12 protein-coding genes are annotated in these 13,254 nt (G+C 70.3%); all 12 read right to left on the bottom strand.

What is annotated here, in order from left to right:
• Nucleotides 1-1,884: an NADH-quinone oxidoreductase subunit L gene (gene nuoL, locus CD790_RS00420; RefSeq protein ID WP_144380883.1), complete on the bottom strand. Its 1,884-nt coding sequence runs from the start codon at nucleotides 1,882-1,884 to the stop codon at nucleotides 1-3.
• A gap of 15 nt (nucleotides 1,885-1,899) precedes the next feature.
• Nucleotides 1,900-2,199: an NADH-quinone oxidoreductase subunit NuoK gene (gene nuoK, locus CD790_RS00415; RefSeq protein ID WP_144380882.1), complete on the bottom strand. Its 300-nt coding sequence runs from the start codon at nucleotides 2,197-2,199 to the stop codon at nucleotides 1,900-1,902.
• Complete coding sequence (locus CD790_RS00410; protein ID WP_144380881.1) at nucleotides 2,196-3,104, bottom strand: NADH-quinone oxidoreductase subunit J; 909 nt, start codon at nucleotides 3,102-3,104, stop codon at nucleotides 2,196-2,198. Before CD790_RS00410 ends, nuoK begins: the two co-directional genes overlap by 4 nt.
• The gene (nuoI, locus tag CD790_RS00405; protein WP_144381814.1) at nucleotides 3,101-3,748 is read right to left on the bottom strand and encodes an NADH-quinone oxidoreductase subunit NuoI; all 648 of its coding nucleotides are present in this window, start codon (nucleotides 3,746-3,748) and stop codon (nucleotides 3,101-3,103) included. The genes CD790_RS00410 and nuoI overlap by 4 nt, the downstream gene beginning before the upstream one ends.
• 4 nt (nucleotides 3,749-3,752) lie before the next feature.
• Nucleotides 3,753-5,081, bottom strand: coding sequence for an NADH-quinone oxidoreductase subunit NuoH (nuoH, locus tag CD790_RS00400; protein WP_144381815.1), 1,329 nt, complete (start codon nucleotides 5,079-5,081; stop codon nucleotides 3,753-3,755).
• A gap of 65 nt (nucleotides 5,082-5,146) precedes the next feature.
• Entirely contained in the window at nucleotides 5,147-7,657 is a 2,511-nt protein-coding gene (locus CD790_RS00395) for an NADH-quinone oxidoreductase subunit G (protein WP_144380880.1), read from the bottom strand.
• Nucleotides 7,654-9,033 (bottom strand): NADH-quinone oxidoreductase subunit NuoF, encoded by a 1,380-nt coding sequence (nuoF, locus tag CD790_RS00390; RefSeq protein WP_144380879.1) that lies wholly within the window; start codon nucleotides 9,031-9,033, stop codon nucleotides 7,654-7,656. Before nuoF ends, CD790_RS00395 begins: the two co-directional genes overlap by 4 nt.
• Nucleotides 9,033-9,863, bottom strand: coding sequence for an NADH-quinone oxidoreductase subunit NuoE (gene nuoE, locus CD790_RS00385; RefSeq protein WP_260867245.1), 831 nt, complete (start codon nucleotides 9,861-9,863; stop codon nucleotides 9,033-9,035). The genes nuoF and nuoE overlap by 1 nt, the downstream gene beginning before the upstream one ends.
• Nucleotides 9,860-11,245: an NADH-quinone oxidoreductase subunit D gene (locus tag CD790_RS00380; protein WP_144380878.1), complete on the bottom strand. Its 1,386-nt coding sequence runs from the start codon at nucleotides 11,243-11,245 to the stop codon at nucleotides 9,860-9,862. The genes nuoE and CD790_RS00380 overlap by 4 nt, the downstream gene beginning before the upstream one ends.
• Nucleotides 11,245-11,961, bottom strand: a complete 717-nt coding sequence (locus CD790_RS00375; RefSeq protein ID WP_260867329.1) for an NADH-quinone oxidoreductase subunit C — start codon at nucleotides 11,959-11,961, stop codon at nucleotides 11,245-11,247. Before CD790_RS00375 ends, CD790_RS00380 begins: the two co-directional genes overlap by 1 nt.
• Before the next feature lie 8 nt (nucleotides 11,962-11,969).
• Nucleotides 11,970-12,524 (bottom strand): NADH-quinone oxidoreductase subunit B family protein, encoded by a 555-nt coding sequence (locus tag CD790_RS00370; protein WP_144380876.1) that lies wholly within the window; start codon nucleotides 12,522-12,524, stop codon nucleotides 11,970-11,972.
• A 23-nt stretch (nucleotides 12,525-12,547) separates the two neighbouring features.
• A complete protein-coding gene (locus CD790_RS00365) occupies nucleotides 12,548-12,907 on the bottom strand; it encodes an NADH-quinone oxidoreductase subunit A (RefSeq protein WP_144380875.1) in 360 nt (119 codons plus the stop codon).
• Between the last annotated feature and the right edge of the window lie 347 nt (nucleotides 12,908-13,254).

Here is a 13,254-nt window from a genome sequence, read left to right as displayed (position 1 = left end):
TCAGACCGCCCTCATCAGCAGGGTCGCGGCGATGAGCACCGCCGTACCGCCGAACATCGAGACCGCGTATGAGCGGGCGTAGCCGTTCTGGAGCCGTCGCAGCCGCCCGGAGAGGCCGCCGACGCCGGCCGCGGTGCCGTTGACGACGCCGTCGACCAGGGTGTGGTCCACATAGACCAGACCGCGGGTGAGGTACTCGCCGGGCTTGACCAGGACGACGTGGTTGAAGTCGTCCTGCAGCAGATCGCGACGGGCCGCCCGGGTGAGCAGGCTGCCGCGCGGCGCGGTGCGCGGCACCGGGCGCCGCCCGTACTGCGCCCAGGCGAAGGCCACGCCGATCGCCAGCACCACCATGGTGGCGCCGGTGACGGTGGCGGCGCTGAGCGGGGAGTCCCCGTGGCTGTACCCGGTGACCGGCTCCAGCCAGGTCACGAACGCGTCGTTGAGGCTGAACAGCCCACCCGCGAAGACGGAGCCGAAGGCGAGCATGATCATCGGGATGGTCATGGACTTCGGGGCCTCGTGCGGGTGGTGCTCCGCCGGGTCCCAGCGCCGCTCGCCGAAGAAGGTCAGCAGCATGACGCGGGTCATGTAGTACGCGGTGATGGCCGCGCCCAGCAGTGTCGCCGCGCCCAGGATCCAGCCCTCGGTGCCGCCCTTGGCGAAGGCCGCCTCGATGATCTTGTCCTTGGACCAGAAGCCGGACAGCCCCGGGAAGCCGATGATGGCGAGGTAGCCGAGGCCGAAGGTGACGAAGGTGATCGGCAGATACGTCCGCAGGCCGCCGTACTTCCGCATGTCGACCTCGTCGTTCATGCCGTGCATCACCGATCCGGCGCCGAGGAACAGCCCGGCCTTGAAGAAGCCGTGGGTGACCAGGTGCATGATGGCGAAGGCGTAGCCGATCGGTCCGAGCCCGGCGGCCAGGATCATGTAGCCGATCTGCGACATGGTCGAGCCGGCCAGCGCCTTCTTGATGTCGTCCTTGGCGCAACCGACGATCGCACCGAAGAGCAGCGTCACCGCGCCCACCGTGACCACCGCGGTCTGAGCGTCGGGCGCCGCGTTGAAGATCGCGCCGGAGCGGGTGATGAGGTAGACGCCGGCGGTGACCATGGTCGCGGCGTGGATGAGGGCCGAGACCGGGGTGGGGCCCTCCATCGCGTCCCCGAGCCAGGACTGCAGCGGCACCTGCGCCGACTTGCCACAGGCGGCCAGCAGCAGCATCAGCCCGATCGCGGTCAGCTTGCCCTCGCCGGCCTGCTCGGCCGAGGAGAGCACCGGGGCGAAGGCGAAGGTGCCGAAGGTGGTGAACATCAGCATGATCGCGATGGACAGACCGACGTCGCCCACCCGGTTGACGATGAACGCCTTCTTGGCCGCGGTGGCCGCCGAGGGCTTGTGCTGCCAGAACCCGATGAGCAGGTACGAGGCGAGGCCGACGCCCTCCCATCCCACGTACAGCAGCAGGTAGTTGTCGGCGAGGACGAGCAGCAGCATCGCCGCGAGGAAGAGGTTGAGGTAGCCGAAGAAGCGGCGGCGGCGCTCGTCGTGCTCCATGTAGCCGATCGAGTAGATGTGGATCAGCGTCCCCACACCGGTGATCAGCAGCACGAAGGTCATCGACAGCTGGTCGAGTTGGAAGCCGACGTCCGCCTGGAAGCCGTCGACCGGGATCCAGCTGTACACCGTGGTGTGCAGCGTCCGGTCGTGCTCGTCGCGGCCGAGCAGGTCGGCGAAGAGCACCACGCCGATCGCAAAGGAGACGGCCGCGAACGCGCAGCCGATCCAGTGCCCCGTGCGGTCCAGTCTCCGGCCGCCGCACAGCAGCACGGCCGCGCCGAGCAGCGGGGCCGCGACGAGCAATCCGATGAGGTTCTCCACGTGAACGCGACCCTTCTAGAGCTTCATCAGGCTGGCGTCATCGACCGAGGCCGAGTGGCGGGTGCGGAAGACCGTCACGATGATGGCGAGGCCGACCACGACCTCGGCCGCGGCGACCACCATCGTGAAGAAGGCCACGATCTGGCCGTCGAGGTTGCCGTGCATCCGGGAGAAGGTGACGAACGCGAGGTTGCAGGCGTTGAGCATCAGCTCCACGCACATGAACAAGATGATCGCGTTCCGCCGGAGCAGCACCCCGGCGGCACCGATGGTGAACAACAGCGCGGCCAGGTAGAGGTAGTTGACCGGATTCACTGGGCCGCACCCCCGGAGTTGGAGTTGGCGGAGTTCGCGGGCTCCTCCGAGTCGCCGTCGCGCGGGCCGGGCGGACGCTCCGCGCCGCCGGGCCGCGCGGCCCCGCCCTCGGCCTTCTGCTGCCGCCAGTCGATGGCCCGCCGCTCCAGGGCCGCCAGCGCGGCCAGCGACTCGGCGGAGACGTCCCGGATCTGGCCGCGGGCGCGCAGCGTGCGGTTGACCGAGAGCTCGGCGGTGGTGCCGTCGGGGAGCAGTCCGGGGATGTCGACCGCGTTGTGCCGGGCGTAGACGCCGGGCGCGGGCAGCGGCGGGAGCTGGGTGCCGCGACGCACCCGCTGCTCGGACAGCTCGCGCTGGGTGCGGGCGCGCTCCGTGCGCTCGCGGTGGGTCAGCACCATCGCGCCGACCGCCGCCGTGATCAGCAGCGCGCCGGTGATCTCGAAGGCGAAGACGTACCTGGTGAAGATCAGTTCGGCCAGGCCCTCGACGTTGCCGCCGGAGTTGGCCTGGCCGAGGCCGTTGAAGGAGTTCAGCGAGGCGTTGCCGATGCCGGCGCAGAGCAGGATGCCGAAGCCGAGGCCGCAGGTGGCGGCGAGCCATCGCTGCCCCTTGATCGTCTCCTTCAGCGAGTCCGCGGCCGTGACGCCGACCAGCATCACCACGAACAGGAAGAGCATCATGATCGCGCCGGTGTAGACGACGATCTGGACGACACCGAGGAAGTACGCCCCGTTGGCCAGGTAGAAGACCGCCAGGATGATCATCGTCCCGGCCAGCGACAGGGCGCTGTGCACGGCCTTCCTCATCAGCACGGTGCACAACGCGCCGGCCACCGCGACGACCGCCAGGATCCAGAACTGGACGGCCTCGCCGGTGGAGGTGGTCGTGGTCGCGGCGAGGTTCACGCTCCCGCCCCCTGTTCCTCCGACTGCTCCGCCGACAGGCCCTCGGGCCGCTCGCCCTTGGAGACCGCGACCTGGCGCCGGGTGCCGGGGGCGGCCTCGGAGACCAGGCCCCGGTAGTAGTCCTGCTCGTCCATGCCCGGGAAGATGGCGTGCGGGGTGTCGACCATCCCCTCGTCCAGCCCCACCAGCAGCTCTTCCTTGGTGTAGATGAGCGAGGCGCGGGTCCGGTCGGCGAGCTCGTACTCGTTGGTCATGGTCAACGCCCGGGTCGGGCACGCCTCGACGCACAGCCCGCACAGGATGCAGCGCAGGTAGTTGATCTGGTACACCCGGCCATACCGCTCGCCCGGGGAGTAGCGCTCCTCGTCGGTGTTGTCCGCGCCCTCCACGTAGATGGCGTCGGCCGGGCAGGCCCACGCGCACAGCTCGCAGCCGATGCACTTCTCCAGCCCGTCCGGGTGTCGGTTGAGCTGGTGGCGGCCGTGGAAGCGAGGGGCGGTCGGCTTCTTCTCCTCCGGATACTGCTCGGTGAAGCGCTTCCTGAAGATGTTCCGGAAGGTCACACCGAAGCCGGCGACGGGGTTCTGCCGGGGGTTCCGGGGCTCCACCGGCGTGCCGCCGTCGGACACGGCCCCCGAAGACATGGCGTCAGACACCGTCGACCTCCTTTCCGTCACTCTCAGTATTGGCGCCGCCACTGACAATCAGCTCGCGATCATGGCGCCGGCGTCGGCGCGGCACGGGTGGCAGGGTCTGTCCGGGCAGCGGCGGCACCGGGTGACCGCCGGCCATCGGGTCGAAGGGGGGCTCCGGGGTCCGGGCCGCCTCGGCCTCCGCGCGCTTCTCCTCGCGGTCGCGGAAGACGTCGACGACGAAGGAGACGAGCAGCAGCACGAGGACCGCGCCGCCGACGTACAGCACGATCTGCTGGAAGTCGTAGTCCTCGTTCCGCAGTGCCCGGACGGTGGCGACCAGCATCAGCCAGACCATGGAGACCGGGATCAGGACCTTCCAGCCCAGCCGCATGAACTGGTCGTAGCGCACCCGCGGCAGCGAGGCGCGGATCCAGATGAAGACGAAGAGCAGCGCGCTCACCTTGACCAGGAACCACAGCAGCGGCCACCAGCCGTGGTTGGCGTCCGCCCAGAAGGCGGTCAGCGGCCACGGCGCCCGCCAGCCGCCCAGGAAGAGGGTGACCGCGACCATCGAGACGGTGACCATGTTGATGTACTCGGCGAGCATGAACATCGCGAACTTGATCGAGGAGTACTCGGTGTTGAAGCCGCCGACCAGGTCGCCCTCGGACTCCGGCATGTCGAACGGCGCGCGGTTGGTCTCACCGATCATCGCGACGATGTAGATGATGAACGAGACCGGCAGCAGCAGCGCGTACCAGCGGTGTTCCTGGCCCTCGACGATGGCCGAGGTCGACATGGAGCCGGAGTAGAGGAAGACCGCCGCGAAGGACAGCCCCATCGCGATCTCGTAGCTGATCATCTGCGCGCAGGAGCGCAGACCGCCCAGGAGCGGGTAGGTGGAGCCGGAGGACCAGCCGCCGAGCACGATGCCGTAGATGCCGACCGAGGCGACCGCGAGGATGTAGAGGATCGCGATCGGCAGGTCGGTCAGCTGCATCGGGGTGCGGTGGCCGAAGACCGAGACCTCGTTGCCGGCCGGGCCGAAGGGGATCACCGCGACCGCCATGAAGGCCGGGATCGCGGCGACGATCGGCGCGAGGACGTAGACCACCTTGTCCGCGCGCTTGACGACCACGTCCTCCTTGAGCATCAGCTTCACGCCGTCCGCGAGGGACTGCAGCATGCCCCAGGGGCCGTGCCGGTTGGGGCCGATGCGCAGCTGCATCCAGCCCAGCACCTTGCGCTCGAAGACGATGGCGATGAGCACGGTCACCATCAGCAGCGCGAAGCAGAAGACGACCTTGATGAGGATGAGCCACCAGGGGTCGTGTCCGAACATGGACAGGTCCTCGGCGGCCAGTCGCCAGGCCGGCACGCCGGGCCGGAACTCCGTGGCCGGTGTGGTCACGAGCGCACCTCCGATACCTCGGCGCCGACCTCGGGGGCGGCCGCGCCGATGCGGACGAGTTCACCGGGGCGGGCGCCGGTCTCCCGCGCCACGCCGCCGCCCACCGACCGGAGCGGCAGCCAGACCACCCGGTCCGGCATCGGCGTGACGCACAGCGGCAGCCGGACCGTGCCCGAGGGGCCGGTGACGTAGAGCGGATCGCCGTCCCGGACGCCGGTCTCCGCCGCGGTGGCCGCCGACAGTCGGGCGACGGCGGCGTGCCGGGTCCCGGCCAGCGCCTCCTCGCCCTCCTGGAGCCGGCCGGCGTCCAACAGCAGCCGGTGGCCGGCGAGGACCGCCTGGCCGGACTCGGGGCGGGGCAGCGGCCGCGCGGTCGACAGCGGATCGGGGGCGTACGGGCCGTCCCAGCGCCCGAGCCGGTCCAGCTCCCGGCGCACCGCGCCGACATCGGGCAGACCGAGCGGCGCCTCCAGCGCGTCGCCGAGCATGTGCAGCACCCGGGCGTCCGCCGGGATGTGCGCCCGGGTCGCCTGGGCGGGCTTGACGGCCGCCTCGAACGGCCGCGCCCGCCCCTCCCAGTTGAGGAAGGTGCCGGGCTTCTCGACGACCGCCGCCACGGGGAAGACCACATCGGCCCGCGCGGTGACCTCCGAGGGCCGCTGCTCCAGGCTCACCAGGAACCCGATCTCGTCCAGCGCCTCGATCGCCCGCGCGGGGTCGGGCAGGTCCGCGACGTCGAGGCCGGCGACGAGCAGCGCCCCGAGCTCGCCACTCGCCGCCGCCTCGATCATCTGGCCGGTGTCCCGGCCGTACTGGTGGGGCAGTCCGGCCACGCCCCAGGCGGTCGCGGTCTGCTGCCGGGCCCGCGGATCGGTGGCCGGGCGGCCGCCCGGCAGCAGCCCGGGCAGCGCCCCGGCCTCGACCGCCCCGCGCTCCCCGGCGCGGCGCGGGATCCACGCCAACCGCGCACCGGTGGCCCCGGCCAGCCGCACCGCCGCGGTCAGCGCGCCGGGCACGCCCGCCAGCCGCTCGCCGACGACGATCACCGAGCCGTCGGCCCGCAGCGCGTCGGCCGCGGCCTGCCCGGCGCCGTCGAGCCCGGTGCCCGCGGCCAGCGCGTCCAGCCACTCGGTCTCGGTGCCGGGGGCGGCGGGCAGCAGCGTGCCGCCCGCCTTGGTCAGCCCACGGGTGGCGTGTGTGGCGAGGGCGAAGGTGCGCTGGCCGTGCCCACGGTGCGCCTTGCGCAGCCGCAGGAAGACGCCCGGCGACTCCTCTTCGGCCTCGAAGCCGACCAGCAGTACGGCCGGGGCCCGCTCCAGCGTGGTGTACGTCGGCCCGTCGCCGGAGAGGTCGCGGCCGCGGCCGGCGACCCGCGCGGCGAGGAAGTCGGCCTCCTCCGCACTGTGCGTGCGGGCGCGGAAATCGATGTCGTTGGTGCCGAGCGCGACCCGCGCGAACTTGGCGTAGGCGTAGGCGTCCTCGACCGTGAGTCGACCGCCGGTCAGCACCCCGGTACGGCCCCGCGCGGCGGCCAGCCCCTCCGCCGCGCGGGCGAGCGCCTCCGGCCAGCCGGTCGGCTCCAGCTCACCGGAGTCCGGGTTCCGCACCAGCGGCATGGTCAGCCGGTCGGGCAGCTGGGCGTAGCGGAAGGCGAAGCGCCCCTTGTCGCAGATCCACTCCTCGTTGACCTCGGGGTCGTTGGCCGCCAGCCGGCGCAGCACCTTGCCCCGTCGGTGGTCGGTGCGGGTGGCGCAGCCGCCGGCGCAGTGCTCGCAGACGCTGGGCGAGGAGACCAGGTCGAAGGGGCGGGAGCGGAAACGGTATGCCTTCGAGGTGAGCGCCCCCACCGGGCAGATCTGGATGGTGTTCCCGGAGAAGTACGACTCGAAGGGGTCGCCCTCGCCGGTGCCGACCTGCTGTAGCGCGCCCCGCTCCAGCAGCTCGATCATCGGGTCGCCCGCGATCTGCTGGGAGAAGCGGGTGCAGCGGGCGCAGAGCACGCAGCGCTCCCGGTCCAGCAGCACCTGCGTGGAGATCGGGACCGGCTTCTCGAAGGTGCGCTTGCGGCCCTCGAAGCGGCTTTCGGGATCGCCGGTGGACATCGCCTGGTTCTGCAGCGGGCACTCGCCGCCCTTGTCGCACACCGGGCAGTCCAGCGGGTGGTTGATCAGCAGCAGCTCCATCACCCCGCGCTGCGCCTTCTCGGCGACCGGGGAGGTGAGCTGGGTCCGGACCACCATGCCGTCGGTGCAGGTGATGGTGCAGGAGGCCATGGGCTTGCGCTGGCCCTCGACCTCCACGATGCACTGGCGGCAGGCGCCGGCCGGGTCGAGCAGCGGATGGTCGCAGAAGCGCGGGATCTCGATGCCGAGCAGCTCGGCGGCGCGGATGACGAGGGTCCCCTTGGGCACGGAGATCTCGATCCCGTCGATGGTGACGGTGACCAGGTCCTCGCGCGGCACCGCAGCCTCTCCCCCTCCGGAGGGAGCATTCGTGGTGATGGTCATGCGTTCACCTCCAGTGGGTGGTGGTCCTGGTCGGCCCAGACGGTGGACTTCGCCGGGTCGAAGGGGCAGCCGCGGCCGGTGATGTGCTGGACGTACTCGTCGCGGAAGTACTTCAGCGAGGAGAAGATCGGGGAGGCGGCGCCGTCGCCGAGGGCGCAGAACGACTTGCCGTTGATGTTGTCGGCGATGTCGCCCAGCTTGTCGAGGTCCTCCATCCGCCCCTTGCCGGCCTCGATGTCGCGCAGCAGTTGGACGAGCCAGTAGGTGCCCTCGCGGCAGGGGGTGCACTTGCCGCAGGACTCATGGGCGTAGAACTCGGTCCAGCGGGTCACCGCCCGCACCACACAGGTCGTCTCGTCGAAGCACTGCAGGGCCTTGGTGCCGAGCATGGAGCCGGCGGCCCCCACCGCCTCGTAGTCCAGCGGCACGTCGAGGTGCTCGTCGGTGAGGAGCGGGGTGGAGGAGCCGCCCGGCGTCCAGAACTTCAGCCGGTGGCCGGCCCGCATACCGCCGCTCATGTCCAGCAGTTGGCGGAGCGTGATGCCGAGCGGGGCCTCGTACTGGCCGGGGTTGGCGACGTGTCCGGAGAGCGAGTAGAGCGTGAAGCCGGGGGACTTCTCGCTGCCCATCGAACGGAACCATTCCTTGCCCTTGTTGAGGATCACGGGGACGGAGGCGATGGACTCGACGTTGTTCACCACGGTGGGGCAGGCGTACAGACCCGCGACGGCCGGGAAGGGCGGCCGGAGCCGAGGCTGACCGCGACGCCCCTCCAGCGAGTCGAGCAGCGCCGTCTCCTCGCCGCAGATGTAGGCGCCGGCGCCCGCGTGCACGGTGATGGTGAGGTCGGGGAGGCTGTCCAGGCCCAGCTGCCGGCTGCGCCGCGCGCCGTCGCCGAGGTAGCCCGCCTCGTACGCCTCGCGCACCGCCTCGTGCAGCCGGCGCAGCACCGGCACGACCTCGCCGCGCAGGTAGATGAAGGCGTGCGTGGAGCGGATGGCGTGGCAGGCGATGGCCATGCCCTCGATCAGCGCGTGCGGATTGGCGAAGAGGAGTGGGATGTCCTTGCAGGTGCCCGGCTCCGACTCGTCGGCGTTGACGACGAGGTAGTGCGGCTTGCCGTCGCCCTGCGGAATGAACTGCCACTTCATGCCGGTGGGGAAGCCCGCGCCGCCGCGGCCGCGCAGCCCCGAGTCCTTGACCAGGGCGATGACGTCGTCCGGGGCCATGGCCAGCGCCTTGCGCAGGCCCTCGTAGCCCTCGTGGCGGCGGTAGGTCTCCATGGTCCAGGAGCCGGGCTGGTCCCAGAACGCGGACAGGACGGGGACGAGCAGCTTCTCCGGGCTCGTCTCGTCGATCGCGGCTGCCACGGTCATCACTTCCCCTCCTCGGTGACCGGTCCGGACGGGTGGTCGGGGTCGGAGGCGGAGGTCTGCTGCGGGGCGTCGTGCGAGCTGGGGTGGCCGGGCGGGATCTCGTCCGCCGGGTAGTCGGAGGCGCGCTGCGAGACCACCCGGCCGGGGGCGGCCTCCCCCTTGGCGAGCCGCAGCCCGACCAGCGAGGCGGGGCCCGCCCCTCCGGTGGCCTCGACCGCGCCGGGCCGGGTGTCGGGGAAGCCGGCGAGGATCCGCGCGGTCTCCTTGTAGGTGCAGAGCGGGGCGCCGCGGGTCGGCTCGACGGTGCGGCCCGCGCGCAGGTCGTCGACGAGTCGCTTGGCCGACTCCACGGTCTGGTTGTCGAAGAACTCCCAGTTCACCATCACCACCGGCGCGAAGTCGCAGGCGGCGTTGCACTCGATGTGCTCGAGGGTGACCCGGCCGTCCTCGGTGGTCTCCCCGTTGGCCAGCCGGAGGTGCTCCCGGAGCGCCTCGAAGATGGCGTCGCCGCCCATCACCGCGCACAGCGTGTTGGTGCAGACCCCCACCTGGTACTCGCCGGAGGGCCTGCGCCGGTACATCGTGTAGAAGGTGGCCACGGCCGTCACCTCGGCGGTGGTCAGCCCCAGCTGCTCAGCGCAGAACCTGATGCCGGTGCGGGTGACATAGCCTTCCTCGGACTGCACCAGGTGCAGCAGCGGCAGCAGCGCGGACCGGCTGTCCGGGTAGCGTGCGATCACCTCCCGGGCGTCGCCCTCCAGCCGGGCCCGTACCTCGGCCGGGTAGTCGGGTGCGGGGAGCTGTGGCATCCCCAAGGTCACGTCTGTCACCGGTCGACGCCTCCCATCACGGGGTCGATGGACGCCACGGCGACGATCACGTCGGCGACCTGGCCGCCTTCGCACATCGCCGCCATGGACTGCAGGTTGGTGAAGGACGGATCGCGGAAGTGGACGCGGTACGGGCGGGTGCCGCCGTCGCTGACCACGTGCACGCCCAGCTCGCCCTTGGGGGACTCGATCGCCGCGTACGCCTGCCCGGGCGGGACCCGGAAGCCCTCGGTCACCAGCTTGAAGTGGTGGATCAGGGCCTCCATCGAGGTGCCCATGATCTTCTTGATGTGGTCCAGGGAGTTGCCGAGCCCGTCCGGGCCCAACGCCAGTTGCGCGGGCCAGGCGATCTTCTTGTCGGCGACCATCACCGGTCCCGGTCGCAGCCGGTCCAGGCACTGCTCCACGATGCGCAGCGACTGGTGCATCTCCTCCAGCCGGATCAGGAAGCGGCCGTAGGAGTCGCAGGTGTCGGTGGTGGGGACCTCGAAGTCGTAGGTCTCGTAGCCGCAGTACGGCTGCGCCTTGCGCAGGTCGTGCGGGAGGCCGGTGGAGCGGAGCATCGGCCCGGTGACGCCGAGCGCCATGCAGCCGGCGAGGTCGAGGTAACCGACGTTCTGCAGGCGGCCCTTGAAGACGGGGTTCCCGGTGGCGAGCTTGTCGTACTCGGTGAGGTTCTTACGGAATTTCTTCACAAAGGCCCGCACCTGGTCGACCGCGCCGGGCGGCAGGTCCTGGGCGAGCCCGCCGGGGCGGATGTAGGCGTGGTTCATCCGCAGGCCGGTGATCAGCTCGAAGAGGTCCAGGATCAGTTCGCGGTCCCGGAAGCCGGTGAACATCATGGTGATCGCGCCGATCTCCATGCCGCCGGTGGCCGCGTAGACCAGGTGCGAGGAGATGCGGTTGAGCTCCATGAGCATGACGCGGATGATGTTGGCGCGCTCGGGGATCTGGTCCTCGACGCCCAGCAGCCGCTCGACGCCCAGGCAGTACGCCGTCTCGTTGAAGAGCGGCGTCAGGTAGTCCATCCGCGTCACGAACGTGGTGCCCTGCGTCCAGTTCCGGAACTCGAGGTTCTTCTCGATGCCGGTGTGCAGGTAGCCGATGCCGCAGCGGGCCTCGGTGACCGTCTCGCCGTCGATCTCCAGGATGAGCCGGAGCACGCCGTGCGTGGACGGGTGTTGCGGGCCCATGTTGACGATGATCCGCTCGTCGTCGGCCTTGGCCGCGCCGGCCACGACCTCGTCCCAGTCGCCGCCGGTGACGGTGTAGACGGTTCCCTCGGTGGTCTCGCGGGAGCTGGCCGAGGGGGTCGACCGCGGCCCGGAGGGCTCCGACGAGGGGTGGTGGCCGGGCGACGGGCGGGCGTTGGTTGCAGACATCAGCTGTACGACCTCCGCTGGTCGGGAGCCGGGATCTCGGCGCCCTTGTACTCGACGGGAATGCCGCCGAGGGAGTAGTCCTTACGCTGCGGGTGGCCCTGCCAGTCGTCGGGCATCATGATCCGGGTGAGGGCGGGATGACCGTCGAAGACCAGGCCGAAGAAGTCGTAGGTCTCGCGCTCGTGCCAGTCGTTGGTCGGGTAGACGTCGACGATCGACGGGATGTGCGGATCGGCGTCGGGGGCGCTCACCTCCAGCCGGATCAGCCGGTTGTGGGTGAGGGAACGCAGGTGGTAGACGGCGTGCAGCTCACGGCCCTGGTCGCCGGGGAAGTGCACCCCGCTCACCCCGGTGCAGATCTCGAAGCGCAGCGCGGGATCGTCCCGCAGGGTCCGGGCGACCCGGGGCAGGTGCTCGCGCGCGATGTGGAAGGTGATCTCGCCGCGGTCCACGACCGTCTTCTCGATGGCGTCGGCGGGCACCAGACCCTGTTCTTCGAGGGCCCCTTCGAGCTCGTCGGCGACATCGTCGAACCAGCCGCCGTACGGGCGGGTCGAGGCGCCCGGCAGCCGCACGGTGCGCACCAGCCCGCCGTAGCCGGAGGTGTCGGCGCCGTTCTCGGCGCCGAACATGCCGCGGCGCACGCCGATCGCCTCGCCGGTCCGGGCACGCGGGGCCGGGACCTCGTTGCCGGATCCGTTCCGCCCGTCCGTCACGTCGCCGCTCACCGCAGCAGCCCCTTCATCTCGATCGTCGGGAGTGCCTTGAGCGCCGCTTCCTCCGCCTCGCGGGCCGCCTGCTCGCGGTTGACGCCGAGCTTCTCGTGGCGGATCTTCTCGTGCAGCTTGAGGATGGCGTCGATCAGCATCTCGGGGCGCGGCGGACAGCCGGGCAGGTAGATGTCGACCGGCACGATGTGGTCGACGCCCTGCACGATGGCGTAGTTGTTGAACATGCCGCCGGAGGAGGCGCACACGCCCATCGAGATGACCCACTTGGGATTCGGCATCTGGTCGTAGACCTGGCGCAGCACCGGGGCCATCTTCTGGCTGACCCGCCCCGCCACGATCATCAGGTCGGCCTGGCGCGGCGAGCCGCGGAAGACCTCCATGCCCCAGCGGGCGAGGTCGTAACGCGCGGCGCCGGTGGCCATCATCTCGATCGCGCAGCAGGCGAGCCCGAAGGTGGCGCCGAAGACGGAGGACTTGCGGGCCAGGCCCGCGGCGTTCTCCACGGTCGTCAGCAGGAACCCGCTCGGAAGCTTCTCTTCGATACCCATGCGAATAGTCCCCTTGATCCCGGTTAATCCCACTCCAGCCCGCCACGACGCCAGACGTAGGCGTAGGCGACGAAGACGGTGAGCACGAAGAGGAGCATCTCCACGAGCCCGAAGAGCCCCAGCGCGTCGAAGGTGACGGCCCAGGGGTAGAGGAAGACGATCTCGATGTCGAAGACGATGAAGAGCATCGCCGTCAGGTAGTACTTAATCGGGAAGCGACCCCCGCCGGCCGGCTGCGGGGTCGGCTCGACACCGCATTCATAGGCTTCGAGCTTGGCCCGGTTGTAACGCTTGGGGCCGACGATCGACGCGAGGAAGACCGAGACGATCGCGAAGCCTGCCCCGAGGGCTCCCAGTACGAGGATGGGCGCGTATGCGTTCACCGTCCTCGCTCCCTTCAGTCGACGATGACTGGTTGGCGGACCGTACAGAGCGTGGTCACCACCTCACGGAGATCGTGTCCATGTGAGGCAGTTCACAAGCCCGATTCGCCTGCATCCTATGCCCGCCGGTCTGTGATCTGCGACACGGGGTACGGGAACGTCTTTGTGATCTCCACCACCTGACGAAGGATCATGAAGTCGGATGAGCGGTGATCTACGCACACGAAGCGTCCGAGCGCTCACCACTAGTGACATTCCGAGGCTTCGACGCAGGTGAGAGCGGTGCTTGCATTATCAAGAATGGCACGCCCAAGCAAATTCGTATGCTCGGTCGTCAACTGATATAG

The organism is Streptomyces sp. SAJ15 (assembly GCF_007595705.1).
In the GTDB taxonomy this organism is placed as follows: domain Bacteria; phylum Actinomycetota; class Actinomycetes; order Streptomycetales; family Streptomycetaceae; genus Streptomyces.
The sequence above is the reverse complement of the archived record's forward strand: the minus strand, read 5'-3'. Positions and strand labels throughout refer to the sequence as shown.

Excerpts from the sequence above, each read along its gene's own strand:
- nuoH (WP_144381815.1), bottom strand. The coding sequence starts at position 5,081 with ATGTTCGGACACGACCCCTGGTGGCTCATCCTCATCAAGGTCGTCTTC.
- nuoF (WP_144380879.1), bottom strand. The coding sequence starts at position 9,033 with ATGACCGTGGCAGCCGCGATCGACGAGACGAGCCCGGAGAAGCTGCTC.
- CD790_RS00380 (WP_144380878.1), bottom strand. The coding sequence starts at position 11,245 with ATGTCTGCAACCAACGCCCGCCCGTCGCCCGGCCACCACCCCTCGTCG.
- CD790_RS00370 (WP_144380876.1), bottom strand. The coding sequence starts at position 12,524 with ATGGGTATCGAAGAGAAGCTTCCGAGCGGGTTCCTGCTGACGACCGTG.
- nuoI (WP_144381814.1), bottom strand. The coding sequence starts at position 3,748 with ATGTCTTCGGGGGCCGTGTCCGACGGCGGCACGCCGGTGGAGCCCCGG.
- CD790_RS00395 (WP_144380880.1), bottom strand. The coding sequence starts at position 7,657 with ATGACCATCACCACGAATGCTCCCTCCGGAGGGGGAGAGGCTGCGGTG.